Raw genomic sequence first — 17,078 nt, 5'->3', positions numbered from 1 at the left:
AATCTGCTTCTCCCCTTATCACGTATAACTACCAAAATTATATACGTTTTACTAGAGCAGAGCAATGCTTGCTTGAAAGGGTATTCATGCCTTATAGGCATCTATTGCAATCGTTTTCTCGTTAATAGCATAAATGCGAGCAATGAGCAGCAGACCATCACCATCATAATCGATGCCATTGGAAGAGCGGAGTCCACTCCACCGAGACCGACAAGTGGTGCAATTAGGCCTCCAAAAGCAAATGATGCCATGCCAAGCATTGCAGAAGCACTGCCTGCTCGTGCACCTTGCTCCTCTAGTGCTAAAGAATTGGCTGTCGTATTAATTAAGCCGACGCTTGAAATAACCATAAATAATCCTACAAGAATAATAGCAAGTGGTCCCTGCAGCAGTATCGTCGACACCATAATGATTGCACCCGAAAGACTATAAAGCAGTCCAGTCACAAGCATCGTTTTGCCAGGTATTCGATGAGCAAGACGACCAGCTACTTGTCCAAGCGCTACAATGCCAAGTCCATTTATACCAAATACGAAGCTGTATTCACGTACGCTAAGCTCATATAGCTGCTGTAGCACGAATGACGAGCCGGATATATACGCGAACATTGAAGCCATAATAAAGCCTTGCGTCAGAACAAAGCCCATAAAGCTCGGATCCTTGAGCAGCAATCGAAATGTATTCAGTGTCTGCTTCAATCCACCGCTTGATCTTTTCTCCTGTGGCAGCGTTTCTTCGAGTGAGGTATAAATCCCAATAAGCATAATAATACCGAATATTGACAGTGCACCGAATACTCCTTGCCAGCCAAACCAGCCTATAATTTCCCCACCGATAACAGGCGCTAGAATAGGTGCTGCCCCATTGATCACCATCAAAGTAGCCATAAACCGAATAAGCTCAGGTCCAGAATACAAATCCCTAACACTTGCACGCGATATAACAAGGCCGGCTGCACCTGCGAAGCCTTGAACGAAGCGCAGCAGTATAAAGCCCCAAATGGATGATGACAGAATGCAAAGCAACGAAACGAGCGTATAGACCAGCATACCGATAAGTAAAGGCCTTCTTCTGCCCTTTACATCACTAATTGGGCCGATAACGAGCTGCCCTATTGCCATACCGACAAGGCAGGCTGTTAAGCTAAGCTGGGTTAATGAAGCTGTAGCGTTAAGCTCTTCTGCAAGCTGAGGAAAAGCAGGTAAATACATGTCAATGGATAGAGGGCCTAGTGCAGACAGCGAGCCTAAAATCGCAGCAATACCAAGGCGTTTCTTCTTACTAATCGCAATCTCCAATTGTTAGCTCCCCTTTTCGTTTATTAGTAAGAACTACAGCAAAGCTCAACCCCTCTATCAGCGTCCCTCTTGATGAAGGAAGATAAGCGATAGAGAGATTGAGCAACTAACTGAGAATCGAGCTTAATGAACTTTACGTTCATATATGATAATTTTATAGCTTTTACATGAAAATAAGGATTAAGGCTCCGACAAGAAAGCAATAATAGGAAAAGTAGTGTAAATTTCCTTTTTCCATAATACCCATAAACCAACGCATCGAAAAATAAGTAACGACAAGGCTTGTGACAAATGAGATTAAGTATGGCAGCCACAATGCTTGCAGTTCAGGATCAGAAATGATATCGGATAAGCCAAGCACAACTCCGCCTAGACTGACTGGAATATACAGCATAAAGGAATAACGTAATGCCGTATCCTGTTTCATTCCCGTTGCAATGGAGGCGATAACCGTTGAACCAGAGCGGCTAATCCCCGGTATAAGCGCTACAGCTTGAGCTAAACCAACGATGATAGCATCCTTAACTGAAAGATCGCCATCTCGCTTCACACCGCGAAAATTACGGATGAGCCAAAGCGCCACACCTGTAACGAGCAATGCAATAGCAACAGTTGTTAGCGACGTTGAAAAAACCTCTTCAATCTTATCCTTGAACAAGACACCGATGACACCAGCTGGAATCGAGCCGATTATAATATACAGAATAAAATTAAAGTCTGACTTATATTGAGTTTCTTTTGTTTTCACATAACCAAACCCATTTTTAACTAATCGGGTGATGACTTCTCGATAAATAAATAGGATAGCGATAAGCGAAGCAGTATTCGTCATAATTTCAAACGATAAACCGTGCTGCTCCATTCCTAGCAAGTTTTGTGCAATAATTAGATGACCACTAGAGGAAATTGGGATCGGCTCTGTAAAGCCTTGAATCATCCCTAGTATTAAATATTTTAACCATTCCAACATCTCAGACATAACGTGTGAGTCCTCCCTTTCATACTTAAAACAAAGCAAAAACAACAACTTATATAGTATATACGAAACTAGGTTTAAAAGGAAAGCTAACGCATTGTGCTCAGTTTCTGCTAAAATGAATGGGCAAGCTGATAACGGAGGTTACACATCTTGGACTATATTGTACTTGATATAGAGTTTAACGGGCGCAAATTCGCTAGCGAGCTCCCTATGGAAGTGATAGAGATTGGTGCTGTTCGCCTGAATAGCAAGCTAGAGCAACTGGATACATTTACCGCTTTTATTAGACCAGTCTATTTTTCTAAATTAAATAGCTTTATTCAGAAAAAAACCGGTATACCACAAGAGGAAATTGACCGCGCAGATCGTTTTCCTACGGTCAGCAAAAGCTTTCTTCATTGGCTTTCTGCTTCCGATGAGCTCATGTTCATTACGTGGGGCGGGGAGGATTTTAAGCGCATCATTCTGGATACACGCATGCACAAGCTAAGCGATCAGTATTGGATGACTACGCCTTATTTTGATCTACTGAAGGGTTTTACACGATATAAAGGCTTAAGCAATGATGTAAGTGTAGAAGGTGCTCTTGAAATGCTAGAGCTTGAAGGCTCTGGCCAAGCGCATCGTGCGCTTGATGACGCACTCATGACTGCTCAAATATTCCGGGCCATTTATTCTCACTTGGACTTTGAACGCAAGCAATTTTTCGTAGATACGTATACGAATGCTAAGGAGCGCCGTGCAATTAAAAATTCAGTACGCATGCTGCGCGCGCAAAAGCTTGAAGCAACATGGGAGAACTACGTTGCACGTTTTGTGAAAGAGCGGATTGAGACTGAAGACCCTCGTAAACTAGCTGAGATGAGGAAGCACTTTGAGAAGGAAGCTGCAAAGCCAGTAAAAGCTAGACCTGCCGTTGAGCATGCCGCTAACGATACGAAGCTGACGCAGGAGCAGTCTACCCATCAAGCGCCAGAGACTAGCACAAGCACCACAATAGCACCTATAGATAAGCAAATGGAAGAAGAAACGCAGCAGCCTAATAACGAGCAATAGCATAAATAAAAACCTTCAGGTCGTCTCATGTAAGGGAGCTGCCCCTATCTACTTGATAGAAGCAGTCCAGAGATACCTGAAGGTTTTTTCGTCATGCTTTCTGATTGTAGCGTGTACCACTACACATTTGCAGATACAGTTGAAACACGACGCGTCAATAGCCATACAATTGCTAGTACAGCGACTGCTATGGCTAGCATCGCAACAACAAACAATGCTGCATTCCAAGATAGAAGTCCATCTACTAGTGGACCGTACCACTTAAGGGGTACTCCGATGAACAGTAGCGCCAGAATAACGCCAAAGAAACTATATCCACCAATCGATCCAAAGCGATAGAAAATTACACTCGTAAGCATGCCTGCCATAGCTAGCATAAAGATCGCAGAAGCATCCATCACGTAATTTACAACAAGTGACAAGCTGTTATCGTAAAGCATGGTCAGTCGAGGTACGGTGACGGAAGTTACATCGAACTGCTTAGTAAAAAACAGCAGCAAGGCATTAATAATGAACAATACGGCCGCATTAGCTAGTGACCATAACAGCATAAAGCCACCAGTCACTGCGATATAACGTGAACGATTCAAGCCATAGCGAAGCAGAATAGCGAGTGAACGATCTAATAATTTCATGGAAATAATAAATGTAAAGATAAGGACCATCACAATTCCGATCGTCATTATTGTTATATCAGGAAATAGCATCCCCATAATAAGTGATAGGAATAGAAACATCGTATTAATTGCCGTAAATATATAAAAGTCTCGCTTGTAGCTTAGGAACAGTGTGTATAGTCCACCTTTGATCTGGTTCATTATCCAATCTCCCTTCTCTTGTTCTTGCTAAGTAGTACCATAAGCTCTTGAAGCTTAATCGATTCAAGCTTTAATGAAGCCGGTGCAGCAGCAGGCACATTCTCATGCATAATTACGGCTGTATGCTCATTCATAAATTTACTGCGATGAATCACTTTACTGCTGCCAATATACGCTTCCAGCTCCTCTTGTCTTCCTTTCGCCTTCACGATATTCGTTTGAATATCTTCGTATGGCTGGTGCACAAGCACCTTTCCTTCATGCATAATTAACACATCCTCGAACAAATTACTTGCTTCATCGATCAGATGTGTAGACAGGATGAAGGTTCTAGGCTCTAGCGCATGCTGTTCAACTAACAGCTCATAAAACAACTGACGGCCAGATGCATCCATGCCGATATAAGGCTCGTCGAAAATGGTAATAGGCGCGCCGCTAGCTAAGCCTGTAATAATACCTAGTGCAGACACCATTCCTTTAGACATATTTTTAATTTTATCTTTTTTACGAAGTGAAAATTGCTCTAGCAGCTCTTCCGCTAGCTCCTCGTTCCAATTTGGGAAAAAGAGCTTATTCAGCGTCAACACTTGCCCGATCGATACATGCAACGGAAAGTTCCCTGTCTCAGCTATAAAGCAAACCTGCTTCATTAACTCGCCATTATTAAATACCGGCTCTCCCTCGACTTCAATCGTGCCAGAGCTTGGAGCAACGAGCCCAGCCAGCATATTAAGAAAGCTAGTCTTTCCCGCTCCGTTGTGACCAAGAAACCCAATAATGGCAGGTCCCTGTAAATTAAAGCTAACCTCATCCAGCACCTTGCGGTTGCGATACTGCTTTGTCAACTGGCTTACCTTAATATTCATTACTTTTTCCTCCCGATCATATCGATAAGTTCTTCTAACGTAATGCCTAAGCGCTCTGCTTCACTAATCAATGGATTGAGGTAGCTCGACTCAAAGCTTTGCTTCCGCTCCTCGATTAAAATTTTTCTCGCATCAGAACTGACAAACATGCCGACACCTCTTTTTTTATAAATAATCCCGCGGTCCACTAGTTCATTTACACCCTTATTCGCTGTAGCAGGGTTGATTTGATATTCCTTAGCAAACTCATTAATTGAAGGAATTCGCTCCTCCGCCATAAGAAAGCCGTCAATAATCGCATCTTCAATCTGTTCCTTAATCTGCTGAAAAATTGGCTTATCGCCTTCTAATATAATGTTCACATTCGTTTCACTCCTTGTTCACTCGCTTATATGAAGCTTGGCGTGCATCGTTGATGTCTCAGCTTCATGTCTATGTACATGATCTCAATGAATCATCTAGAACAGTGCCTACGTTACTTTAACTAATACTTTGGTTCATCAGTTGATTGGTTAGTTGCTTATGTAGCTAACTATAGTACATCATTCTATTCATGTCAATCTTATTTTCCAAATTATTCGCATTTAAAGAAAAAACAGAGGGAGCCTCAATTGTCTTGGTACTGACCTTGAGCTCCCTCTGTATTACCTATCATTTAAACCAGCCTTTTTCCTTAAAGCGTGTAATTGCCTCGATTCGATTACTGACACCGAGCTTCTCGAGTATAGTAGAAATATAATTACGAACGGTTCCTGTTGAAAGAAATAGCTCACTCGCAATTTCCTTCGTATTTTTTCCGTCTGCTACTAGCCCAAGCACCTCTTGCTCACGCTCGGTTAGCGGATTGTCACCGCCGCTGTATGCTTCGTCCATCAGCTCAGCATCATAGATACGTTTTCCGTCCATTACACTGCGTATGGATGTGGCAAGCTCCTCCGATGGACTATCCTTCAGCAGGTAACCGTATACTCCCGCCTTCATTGCCCGTTCAAAGTAACCGGCCCGGGCAAACGTCGTTAAGATAATGACCTTACAAGAGCTACCCTTCAGCTCCTCTGCTGCTTCCAATCCACTTTTGATTGGCATCTCTATATCCATAATACAAATATCAGGCTTCAGCTCTTCTACGAGCTGTAATGCTTCTTCGCCATTCGATGCTTTTCCGACGACCTGCATATCATCTTCTAGATCAATTAATGATGCTAGAGCACCGAGCAGCATACGCTGATCCTCCGCTATAACTATATTAATCATGTTATCGACTCCTTCATCGGTTGGCGAACCGCATGTGGTACAGATATTTTCAAGCTTGTACCTTCAGTACCCGTTATCTTAAGTGTGCCATTTACAAATTCTAACCGTTCCTTCATACCGCGAAGCCCATTTCCGCTTGTTCTATCCTTCGCTTCATTCAGGCCAATTCCGTTATCCTCGATTAACAGGCTAACTTCATCCGCACTTAAAATAATAGCAATACGGCAGCGAGTGGCTTTGCTATGCTTAACAATATTAGTGACGGCTTCCTTCATGCACATGCACAGTACGTTTTCTGCTAGCAATGCAGTGGAATGCAGCTTAGGATCACCCTCGAGCTCCAATTCGATCTGAGCTGCAGCTAGCATTTGGCGAACATTGTGTACTTCATCCTCCAAGCTGGTCCCTCTCATTTTAGTAACGAGATCACGAACCTCCTTCAGTGCCGTGCGCGCAGTTTGCCGAATATCTTTAATTTCCCTCTCGGCTTTATCCAAATCCTTATGCAGCAGCTTACCTGCTAGATCACTTTTAAGCCCAATTAGTGACAGCTTTTGACCTACGGTATCATGCAAATCTCGAGAGATCCGCTGTCTTTCCTCTAGCTTGACCAGCTCCGCAATACGCTTGTTCGCATGCTCTAGCTCTCCCTCTAGCTGATCGTGCTTCTTCTGATTATAGGTGTTAAATGGTAGTAATATGACAACGACTAGACAAATAAGAATAAACGGAAATTGCGTAAAGAAGATTTGCTTCTGTGTAGCAAGACCATAGTTCACCGTTACAAACGTTGTAATGAGATGTATGATATACAGCGTATAAAAACCAGCTTTATTTTTAATATTTCCAATAAAAAATGCGAGGAAGATGGAAAAATAAACGTAGCTGAACACAACTGTCATGATCATAGAAATAATGAGCTGTGCACTCGTCCATACATAGATCGGCCAGCCTTTAGATAAAAAGGCGAGCAAATAGAACACAAAGAATGCAATAATTAAAATTGTCCCCGATACAACCTCGACGGTTGAAGATAAACCGAATATAAAGTAAAAGGGCAATATGCAAAACACTAGCCAAATATATGGTGATAAGCCTGTTCCCTTATGAAACGTTTGATACCACTTGTCCATTGCAACGCTCCTTGCATGTGAATCGTTTTATTTAAGTGTACCATAAGTCCTTGAACATTTGACTTATCTATTCTTTTAGAAAGCCAGCTTTCACTCGACCATCATATTCTAAAATAGCCCTGATGCCGCCTAGCGGTATCAGGGCATTCTAACGTTACGTCATGCTTTTTAAGCTGGGATTCGTTGTTTCTTTATGGCATGTTTCTTCGCTTCCTTAAAGCTCACAAAACGCTTCGTCTGTTCATCCCAAAGTGCAACCTTTAGGGATAAGAAACTCTCTTTTATACCAATCGTTGTTGCCTTATGCAATGGTGGGGTTTCAACATGAGCCTGTTCCAAGTAATAGTTAGGCACTTTTGGGCTTAGATGATGCACATGGTGAAAACCGATATTACCCGTTAACCATTGTAGAGGCTTAGGAAGGCGGTAGTACGAGCTGCCTTCTACTGCTGCATGAACATAGCTCCACTGCTCATCATGTTCAAAGTAAGATTCCTCGAATTGATGCTGTACATAGAACAGCCATATTCCAAGCGCTCCCGCTATATAAAAGGATGGCAACTGGATCAAAAGCACAGCTTCCCAGCCTACTAGTAGGACAAGAATGGCATACATAGCCACAATTAGAACATTCATAAGATACGTATTTAGGCGTTCCTTACGGCGAGCACCTTTACGATTAAAACGATACTGCACTAAGAAAACAGCGAATGGTCCTAACACAAACATGACAAATGGATTGCGATATAAACGGTAACAAAGCTTTCCAAAGCTTGAAGCTTCCGCATATTCCTGTACTGTCATAATCCAAAGATCACCAACGCCTCGCTTATCAAGATTACTGCTCGTAGCGTGATGAATCGAATGCTCATTTTTCCATTGTAAATAAGGTACATGTGTAATTGTTCCTGTAATGATGCCAACGATATCATTCGCTTTCTTATTAGCAAAGAATGATCCGTGACAGCAGTCGTGGAAAATAATAAAAGTCCGGACAACAAACATACCTGCAGCAAGTGCTAGTGGTAAGGTTAACCAGTAAGAAATCGATAAACTGTAGTATGCTGCCACCCAAAGTCCAATAAGCGGTATTAATGTATTACATAATTGACGAATGCTTAGTGCTAACGTCGTTTTTTCATACTTTTTCATTTCTTTTCGAAGTTGTGTCTGCCTAGGATCGTTCATAAAGGTTCTCTCCTTAACGTTCGCAGCAGCAAAGCGAAGTTGCTACAACGAAGTAATATCTTTATTTTATCCTAAACTACCCTAATTTTATAAGTCATAAACGTAAGGAAGACGATATGACAACTGTCATATCGTCTTCCAAAGCTAGCTATTTCCCTTGTCAAATCATTGACTTAAAACGCCCACTCGCCATTGCGGAATACAGGAACAACCGTGCCGTCCGCTTGAATTCCATCAATGTCCATCTCGGCTGAACCGATCATAAAGTCATTGTGCGTAATGCTTTCGTTTACGCCATGAGCCGCAAGCTCCTCAGGGCTCATTGTTTTACCACCTTCGATGTTAAAGGCATATCCGCTACCAATCGCAAGATGATTAGAAGCATTTTCATCAAACAATGTGTTGAAGAACAGAACACCTGATTGTGAGATTGGTGAACGATGCGGCACAAGTGCAACCTCGCCTAAGTAGTGAGAGCCTTCATCGATTTCTACTAGCTTTGCTAAGAACTCTTCACCTTGCTTCGCCTCGTATTTTACAATACGACCGTTCTCAAATGTGATCTTAAATTCATCAATGACATTACCACCGTAGCTAAGCGGCTTCGTACTAGAAACATAGCCACTCGTTCCATCACGATATGGAACTGTAAATACTTCCTCAGTCGGCATATTTGCCATGAAGATATGGCCTTGCTCATTTTCACTGCCTGCCGATACCCACACATGCTTATCATCAAGCTCGATGAACAAATCCGTTCCTGGCGCACGATAATGAAGCTTCTTAAAGCGGTAATTATTAAGCGCAACTGCTTTCTCATGAAGCGTAATGTTATGCTGCTTCCAAGCTTCGATTGGATCTTCAGCATCTAGACGAACGGCTTTATAGATCGCATCCCATAGCTTGGCCACTGCTTCTTCCTCCGAAGCATCAGGAAATACCTTCTTAGCCCAGTCCGCTCCTGCTGCTGCAACAACCGTCCAGCTTACCTTGTCGGACTGAATAGCACGTCTGAAATCTACTAGCTTCGTACCAGAAGCCTTCTGGAATGCCGAGATACGGTTAGAGTCGATGCCTTTCAATAGATCCGGGCTTGACGATACAAGAGAAATAAACGCTCCGTTATTATTAACGAACTCATTACGTTTTTCTGCTTCCCAGTCTGGAAAATAACTAAACACTTCTTCTGCTGCATTCGTATATTTAAGTCGAGATAATTTATCATCAATCCAATCAACATGAACATTACTTGCACCCGCTGCATACGCCTCCTCGGCGATTAAACGAACAAGCTCTGCCTGATCTACAGCCCCTGTTAAAAACACTGGCTGTCCCTTTTGAACATTAACTCCTACCTGCACAATCAGCTTTGCATATTTTTGTAGCTGTGCTTTCCAATTTGTTGACATATGTACATCTCCTTTTGAATCAGATCAATACTTTCGCTGTTAGTATGATCAGTAAATACCCTCTCTATTATAGCATCGCAAGGAAAAGAACACATCTTTTAGTCCTAGCTGTATCGTAATCAAGCCTAGCTTAACTTAAAGCGAGACAGCAGGCCTTCAAGCTCAGCTGACTGCTCACTAAGCAGTTCGGCCATTTCCTTCATTTGTTGTACAGAATCGTACTGCACCATAATATTTTTCTTAACCTCTTTCGTTGCATGCATCGCTTCTTCAGAAAGCTGAGATGCGTCCTCCGTTAGCTTATCTAGATGATGTATGCTTGTGTTGATCTGAAGCGAAGTAGCTGAAAGCTGGCTTGCCTGCTGCTGAACCGAATTTATCTCATTGCCAATCCGATTAAAGATCTCACCTGCAGCCGAAACAGCCGTTACTCCGGTATCAACTTCTTCAATACTTAATCTTGATGCTTCGTTCGCTCCTGTTGAAAGAGAGAGCATGTGCTCAATTAATTGCTCTACCTGCGTAGCTGCCTGATCGGATTGATCCGCTAGCTTCCGTACCTCCTGGGCAACCACACTAAAGCCTCTTCCTTGTTCACCCGCGCGTGCAGCTTCTATCGATGCATTGAGTGCAAGCATACTCGTCTGTGCTGCAATTTGCTTTATAAGACTAACGATATCCTGTATATCCTGTGATAGATTTTGCAGTGCTAACAAATCCTCCATCACTTTTTTTGAGGACAGCTGAATTTCTCCCATTTGCTCTTGAAGCTCAGCCATAGACTCATTACCGGATACAGATAATGCTGTTGCATGACTTGCTGCTGACAGCATTCGCTCAGCTGTCTCGGTAACATGTGTCATGCCAGAAGCCGTCTCTCGCATCGCTTGCGTCGTCTCACCTTGAGCTTGATGCTGTATACTGAACTGTTTATCTGCCAGCTCGATATGCTGTGATAGCTGCTCTCCTAAGTGGTCTGCTGATACGATATTGCTAGAGAGTGTTGTTATCGACTGCTTAATAACCGTTTGACTAGCGGACAATTTTACTAAGGTTGATCTAAGCTCGGACGTCAAGGCTGCAAAAGCTCCACTCAACGCCGCAATTTCGTCACTGCCCTTACTTGATAGCTGTACAGTTAAGTCTCCCGACTGTACTAGCTTCATCGTTTTAAGTAATGATCTTAACGGACTAAGCATCCATCTCGTTATGGCATAAACAAGTATAATTGACACTATTAATGTCGCTGCAATAATAATAATCGTCGTTAAACGATTAGAAGCAAGATGCTCATAAATATCTGTAGCATCAAAATCAGCTCCGATCACACCAACCATCTCTCCTGCGTCATTAAGAATTGGCGTATAGGCCGATATTGTTGCGCCGTAAGCTTCAGCATAATCAAGAACCCCTAGCTGAGATTGCTTACTAGAGAATGCAAGCTGGACTAGCTCATCAAGCTCTTGCTCTACCTCACCGAGCGCAGAAAAGTCATCACTATTTTGATCTAGAGCGCTGCCATCTACGACATAATAAACGCTTCCATCCTCAGCAACGCTCATCGTATATAAATATTTTAAGCCATTGCTTTGCTTAAGCTGATACAGCTGCTGCTGCAGGTCATTATAGTAGTCATTCATTTGCATCGTTTCTTTAAGCTCTTCATATTGCCTAGGATCAACTAGCTCAGCAGCTGCATTCGCAATGGTCTGAGCCTGCTTTCCGATCGATTCGATTACAACGCGTTGAGAGGTAGAATACGTGTAATAGCTCATTCCGATTCCACTAGCTAATAAAATGATCGATAAAGTCAAAATTAAACGTGTTTGCAGGCTTTTAAGCAAGTTCATTCCTCCTAAAGTCCTATATATAGTAGTCATTATAGCATGGTGTGTTAAATAATGTATAAACCTGTTGTAATAGCTCGAATATTTATTTTTGAGATAAAAAAAGGAGCTGAACCAGTGATTACACCGGTCAGCTCTCATCATTGATTAGCCTTAGCTCAGATAAGATAATGCTGCTTGATTAAAATAATAGGTTCATCCAATCCTCTAATGTAATGGGTCCAAAATAATAGGTAAGGTCAATTCCTTGTGAAACTTCACGAAGCGCCTCTTCTGTATAACGGACGCCGACAAGCTTTTCTGCGACCTCATTACGATCACCACGACCAAAGAAGTCCCCGAATATCGCAGCATCCTTAATGATGCCATCCTGTACATTTAATCGAACATCGAACGTTCCTGCCCCTTCTATCCGCTTACGCTGCTGCATATTAAACTCCGGTGAACGACCATAGTTCCATTCCCAGCTGCGGTAACGTTCATCAGCTAGCTGGTGCACCTTCTTCCAGTCTTCCTCTGTCAGCTCATATGTTGGGATCTGCTCACTGCCTGCAAAGATAGAATGAAGAATGGTCAATCTAAACTGTTCAATCGTCATTGGTTCCTTTAAAAATTCACTAATATTTGCTACACGGCTGCGAACCGACTTCGTTGATTTGGATACGTATTTTTCCGCGTTAACTTTTAATGCACTCGCAACCTTATCCATCTCGGACTGAAATAGAAGTGTGCCGTGGCTAATAATTTTGCCGCGTGAATGGAATTGTGCATTACCAGAAATTTTGCGCTCTCCAACCTGTATATCATTACGGCCGCTAAGCTCTGCATCTACACCTAGTTGCTTCAATGCAGCAACAACAGGCTCCGTAAACTTCTTGAAGTTATGGAAGGAAGAGCCATCATCCTTCATAATAAAGCTAAAGTTTAGATTGCCAAGATCGTGATAGACTGCTCCACCACCGCTCATTCTACGTACGATGTGAATACCATTCTCCTTCACGTACTCAGCATTAATTTCCTCTACCGTGTTTTGGTTTTTACCAATTATGATGGAAGGCTCATTGATATAAAATAATAAATAATTGTTTTCTGGAAGCTGTCTAAATATGTATTCCTCTAAGGCTAGGTTAACCGCTGGGTCATGATTCTGTTCGTTGCTTACAAATAACATGTGTTACCCTCCTATCGTTCAATTAAGAAATTATAACCTTTTTGAAACGAGCTTTTCAACTTCGATCCCGGAATGTCATAATAGAGTAGGTAGTAATAATTATGCACACACGCGACATAGGAGGATGATACATATGCAACATCACCGTTTAGGCAAAAGTGGCTTAAAGCTATCAGCAATCGGACTTGGCACCAATGCATTCGGTAAACGAGCTGACCGAGAAGCCTCTATTTCTATTATCGATACCGCACTGGAGCGCGGCGTTACCTTTATTGATACTGCCAATATTTATGCTGGTTCTCATTCAGAGACTATAATTGGCGAGGCACTAAAGGGTAGACGCGAGCAGGTTGTGCTGACGACGAAGGCTGGCTTGCCAACTGGTAGCGGCGTATATGACCGTGGCTCTTCACGCAGACATCTTACTCAGCAGCTTGATGCTAGCTTGAAGCGACTGCAAACCGACTATGTTGACTTGTTCCAAATACATACCTTCGACCCTGACACTCCCTTGGAGGAAACACTGCGATGCTTAGAGCACTTTATTCAAGCCGGGAAGGTAAGGTATATCGGCTGCTCCAACTACTATGCATGGGAGCTGATGAAGGCACTTAGTATAAGTCAAGAGCTCGGTATAAGCTCCTATATCTCGCATCAGACAAGCTACTCACTCGCAGATCGAACACCAGAGCGCGAGCTGATTCCACTATGCTTAGATCAAGGAATAGGTATTATTCCATATTTCCCTCTTGCTGGGGGCATTCTAACCGGCAAATATGCACAAGGCGTACCGGAAGGCTCGAGAGCAGACACAGATCCGAACTTCAACCGTTTTCTGCAAGAAAAAACGTTAACGCTTAGCAAGCAGGTTCATCGACTGGCCCAAGAGCTTAACACGACGGCCAATGTTCTTTCCATTGCTTGGCTGCTTCACCAGCCAGTTGTAAGCAGTGTTATTGTCGGCGCTACTAAGCCTGCTCAGCTTGAGGAAAATATGAAGGCACTCGATCTAAAGCTTAATGCAGAGGTGCTTAAGGAACTTGATGCTATAAGCTCAGAGTTTAAACATGGCGAGCCTTTTGCCATATACCGCATCTAAAGACTAGTTAGACCGTAAAAAACGAACAAGAGGATGCTCTATGTCGCGGATCAATAGACCGCTTTGCATAGAGCATCCTCTTACTTTTATTACGTTATTTAAACATGAAGGAAATGACTATTTCTCTAGATCTGCTGGATATACAAGACCAATCTGCTTACGTACCTCATCCATAATTTCCATCGTAATTGATGAGTTCTCGAATGAGTTAATCGGAGATTCTGTCTTCTGCTGCTCAATGAGTGATATAAAATGTTCAACCTCGTAGTACATGTCATGTTCAACTGTAGGCTGAGATAAATCAAGTGTTTCTCCAGAGCGAAGCTTCAATGTTATTTCATCTGGGTCACTTACTCGGTTAAGCACGAGTGCTCCCGCTTCACCTTGAATCTCAAACGGCAAGTACGAGCTGCTAATTTTAGAATACTGGATAACTGCATCAAAGCCATCATACGATAAGATGATGCTGCCTTGTCCATCAACACCTGATTCTAGCATGTAGGCTGATGCGACAATCTTGTTCGGCTTACCAAACAGCACAACAGCAGGATAGATGCAATAAACCCCAATATCCATAAGTGCACCATTGGAAAACTCCGGCTTAAATGCATTCAGCACCGTCCCTTGCTTGTAAGCATCATAGCGCGACGAGTATTGACAGAAGCTTGCAAAATACCGACGTACTGTTCCGATTTTCTCCAAGTGCTCCACCGCTTGTCTAAAGGCAGGTAGGGTCGTTGATTTCATTGCCTCCATAAATAGTACACCCTTTGAGCGTGCAAGCTCTATTAGCTCACTCAGCTCTCGACTATTCGACGTCACTGGCTTTTCGCAAAGCACGTGAATGCCTCTCTCTAATGCAAGCTTCGCATAATGAGCATGCAAATTGGTCGGTGATGCAATGTACAGTGCATTCACTAGCCCACTATCAAGCATTTCTTCTGCCTGTGTAAAGCGATGAGGTATATTATGCTTGTCCGCAAATGAATTTGCAGTCTCCATCGAACGAGAGCAAATAGCGGTAACCTCAAAATGATTAAGCATAGAGCCCGCGGCAATAAATCGATCACTAATAAAGTTCGTTCCAATCATTCCAAACGATACCATGGATATCTCACCTCTTACATCTATTGTTTCTCAGACTGCAGCTGCTTCCATACCGCTTTGTTGCTGTATTTCTTATTAAAGCTTATTTCCTCTCCAAACCAGCTAGGCGGTACGAAGGAGTCTGCTTCCTCCATTGAGCCGAATTCTACTTCTACGACAACAAAATCAACCTGATCATACACATCAATTTCGACGAGCAACTCACCGAACATTGCGGTAATTCTGTTTTTCGTTAAAGGCACAAAGCCAAATGCTTCAATGACCTGGTCGTAAATAACCTTCGTAATATTGTATTCGACTTCTTCTCGTGCTAAGCCCACACCGTTTTTAAAGGTATGAGTATATTCATAATCATTAGACGACAAATCTAGAATGCGGCGAACCCGCAGCTCTTGATCCTTGTCCATTGCAATATACGTTTGTTCAATTCTTTGCTCCGACTTAACTGTAATGATCCCCTGCTCAATAAGCTGCTGATAAGGAATCGTTAATAAATATTTCCGCTCTATCTCCAATGCCATGATCGTATGCCTCCACTTGTTCTATTACTCTCTACAAGCTATCAGAATATGATGCTCCGTGCAAGTAGTTAACGCTCGGCTAATATGGAATAGGCATGGTACAATAGAGAGTAGATAAGTGGAGAAGGGAGCCCTGGAATGGACATTACGTTAATTAAGCTGTCTCTTATCGATGAGGATAAGGATCAGCCGCGGTATCAATTTAGTCAGGACGCATTAGAAGAGCTAGCTAACAGTATTAAGGAAATCGGTTTACTATCGCCCATTAAAGTTAGAGACACCGGGGATGGTCGGTATAAAATTATTTATGGCAATCGGCGCTACAAGGCTTCTCAAATGATCGGACTTGAGTCCATTCCTTGTATCGTATCGGATGCTACCGATGAGATGGACATATACTTTGAACAAATTGCCGAAAACCTTACTCGTGAGGATTTCTCACCAATTGAAGAAGCAGAAGCATTTCATAAGCTTATGAATGAAGACGGCTTTCGCAGCTCAATTAAGCTGCTATCAAGCAAGCTAGGTAAAGCAGAAAGCTACATAAAAAACAAATTAGAGCTACTCAAATTCGGCAGCGCAGTAAAAAAGCTTATTGTCAGTGGAACACAAATTCGTAAGGATTGCTTGACTGAGGATCAGCTTATGCCACTTAAGGATCTGCCTATCGAGTTTCGTGATTCGTTAGCGTTAACTGCTGCACGTGATGAGCTGCCAGTAAGTGATGTTAAAAAAATTGCGAAGCTATTCAAGGATAAATCAATCTCTGATGCTACGAAGCAAAAGCTTTTATTAAAAACCGGCAGCGGTTTAATTGAGACTTGGTCCGTATTCGAGCAAAATCGTAAAGAAAAACTTGCTCGTGAAAAGCAGCAACAGGAGGAAGCAAGGCTAGCAGCAGAACGTAAAGCTGCGCAGGTTGCAGCGCTTGAGGCCGAGCAGGAAGCTTCTGCTTTCACTACAAAAGAACACGCGGAAAGCAGCGGCGCACCCTACGGCGAAGCAACGGCCACAGCTGCAGCTACACCAATTACGCAGAATACACATTTGCAGCTGGAAGGTAATTATATTGGTGCCGTCGAAGCGGATGATGCTTTGCTTCCAAGCAAGATCATGCATGCCGTTTCGCTTGATAATGCTAATTACAGCATTACGTTAGATCACGCTTATGCCGAGGCTGAAGCGCTGCTGGTGCAATTAAGGAATGGCGATATGCAGCAATTGGACGCTTGTGAGCAGCTATCTAACGATATGTTGATTAAGCTGCAGCAGCTTCAGGAGCTTTGGCGTACCATTATGCGAGAAAGCCAGGCGTAATCAAAATTTAATGGC

The 17,078-nt window shown here is 42.8% G+C and carries 16 protein-coding genes; 3 read left to right on the top strand and 13 right to left on the bottom strand.

The genetic code is table 11. The annotated features are described in order from the left end of the window. Positions 1-101: 101 nt before the first annotated feature. Both NSQ99_RS06520 and NSQ99_RS06515 read right to left on the bottom strand, forming a co-directional pair. Positions 102-1,298, bottom strand: coding sequence for a multidrug effflux MFS transporter (locus tag NSQ99_RS06520; RefSeq protein ID WP_340835822.1), 1,197 nt, complete (start codon positions 1,296-1,298; stop codon positions 102-104). Between the two features lie 163 nt (positions 1,299-1,461). After that, entirely contained in the window at positions 1,462-2,277 is an 816-nt protein-coding gene (locus NSQ99_RS06515) for an undecaprenyl-diphosphate phosphatase (protein ID WP_340835821.1), read from the bottom strand. Between the two features lie 150 nt (positions 2,278-2,427). On the opposite strand from NSQ99_RS06515, the gene NSQ99_RS06510 reads away from it, so the two are divergent. After that, positions 2,428-3,333 carry a 3'-5' exonuclease gene (locus tag NSQ99_RS06510; protein WP_340835820.1) on the top strand — a complete coding sequence of 302 codons (906 nt, stop codon included), beginning with the start codon at positions 2,428-2,430 and terminating at the stop codon, positions 3,331-3,333. 119 nt (positions 3,334-3,452) lie between these two features. On the opposite strand, the gene NSQ99_RS06505 is transcribed toward NSQ99_RS06510, so the two are convergent. The 9 genes from NSQ99_RS06505 to NSQ99_RS06465 all read right to left on the bottom strand — a co-directional run bounded on the left by NSQ99_RS06505 (position 3,453) and on the right by NSQ99_RS06465 (position 13,019). Beyond that, positions 3,453-4,151 carry a hypothetical protein gene (locus NSQ99_RS06505; RefSeq protein WP_251671143.1) on the bottom strand — a complete coding sequence of 233 codons (699 nt, stop codon included), beginning with the start codon at positions 4,149-4,151 and terminating at the stop codon, positions 3,453-3,455. Then, the gene (locus NSQ99_RS06500; RefSeq protein WP_251671141.1) at positions 4,151-5,017 is read right to left on the bottom strand and encodes an ATP-binding cassette domain-containing protein; all 867 of its coding nucleotides are present in this window, start codon (positions 5,015-5,017) and stop codon (positions 4,151-4,153) included. Before NSQ99_RS06500 ends, NSQ99_RS06505 begins: the two co-directional genes overlap by 1 nt. Then, a complete protein-coding gene (locus NSQ99_RS06495; RefSeq protein ID WP_251671139.1) occupies positions 5,017-5,379 on the bottom strand; it encodes a GntR family transcriptional regulator in 363 nt (120 codons plus the stop codon). Before NSQ99_RS06495 ends, NSQ99_RS06500 begins: the two co-directional genes overlap by 1 nt. A gap of 289 nt (positions 5,380-5,668) precedes the next feature. After that, the gene (locus tag NSQ99_RS06490) at positions 5,669-6,271 is read right to left on the bottom strand and encodes a response regulator transcription factor (protein ID WP_251671130.1); all 603 of its coding nucleotides are present in this window, start codon (positions 6,269-6,271) and stop codon (positions 5,669-5,671) included. Beyond that, positions 6,268-7,404 carry a sensor histidine kinase gene (locus tag NSQ99_RS06485; protein WP_340835819.1) on the bottom strand — a complete coding sequence of 379 codons (1,137 nt, stop codon included), beginning with the start codon at positions 7,402-7,404 and terminating at the stop codon, positions 6,268-6,270. Before NSQ99_RS06485 ends, NSQ99_RS06490 begins: the two co-directional genes overlap by 4 nt. 168 nt (positions 7,405-7,572) lie before the next feature. Beyond that, on the bottom strand, positions 7,573-8,592 hold the full coding sequence (locus NSQ99_RS06480; RefSeq protein WP_340835818.1) for a fatty acid desaturase: 1,020 nt from the start codon (positions 8,590-8,592) through the stop codon (positions 7,573-7,575). Between the two features lie 173 nt (positions 8,593-8,765). Further along, entirely contained in the window at positions 8,766-10,001 is a 1,236-nt protein-coding gene (locus tag NSQ99_RS06475; RefSeq protein WP_340835817.1) for an aminopeptidase, read from the bottom strand. A gap of 125 nt (positions 10,002-10,126) precedes the next feature. After that, positions 10,127-11,845 (bottom strand): methyl-accepting chemotaxis protein, encoded by a 1,719-nt coding sequence (locus NSQ99_RS06470; RefSeq protein WP_340835816.1) that lies wholly within the window; start codon positions 11,843-11,845, stop codon positions 10,127-10,129. Between the two features lie 184 nt (positions 11,846-12,029). Continuing rightward, the gene (locus tag NSQ99_RS06465) at positions 12,030-13,019 is read right to left on the bottom strand and encodes a lipoate--protein ligase (RefSeq protein WP_340835815.1); all 990 of its coding nucleotides are present in this window, start codon (positions 13,017-13,019) and stop codon (positions 12,030-12,032) included. 133 nt (positions 13,020-13,152) lie between these two features. Between NSQ99_RS06465 and NSQ99_RS06460 the strand changes: the two genes are divergently transcribed. Beyond that, positions 13,153-14,118, top strand: a complete 966-nt coding sequence (locus NSQ99_RS06460; protein WP_340835813.1) for an aldo/keto reductase — start codon at positions 13,153-13,155, stop codon at positions 14,116-14,118. 117 nt (positions 14,119-14,235) lie between these two features. On the opposite strand, the gene NSQ99_RS06455 is transcribed toward NSQ99_RS06460, so the two are convergent. Next, a complete protein-coding gene (locus NSQ99_RS06455) occupies positions 14,236-15,225 on the bottom strand; it encodes a Gfo/Idh/MocA family protein (protein ID WP_340835811.1) in 990 nt (329 codons plus the stop codon). 20 nt (positions 15,226-15,245) lie between these two features. Then, positions 15,246-15,746, bottom strand: coding sequence for a CYTH domain-containing protein (locus NSQ99_RS06450; RefSeq protein ID WP_340835809.1), 501 nt, complete (start codon positions 15,744-15,746; stop codon positions 15,246-15,248). 138 nt (positions 15,747-15,884) lie between these two features. Here NSQ99_RS06450 and NSQ99_RS06445 point away from each other — a divergent pair, with 138 nt between their 5' ends. After that, complete coding sequence (locus tag NSQ99_RS06445; protein ID WP_340835808.1) at positions 15,885-17,063, top strand: ParB/RepB/Spo0J family partition protein; 1,179 nt, start codon at positions 15,885-15,887, stop codon at positions 17,061-17,063. Positions 17,064-17,078 lie beyond the last annotated feature (15 nt).

Origin of the sequence: Paenibacillus sp. FSL W7-1287, assembly GCF_038004245.1 — a bacterium.
GTDB lineage: Bacteria > Bacillota > Bacilli > Paenibacillales > Paenibacillaceae > Pristimantibacillus > Pristimantibacillus camelliae.
Note: the sequence above shows the minus strand (reverse complement) of the source record. Positions and strands in the feature narration are given on the sequence as shown.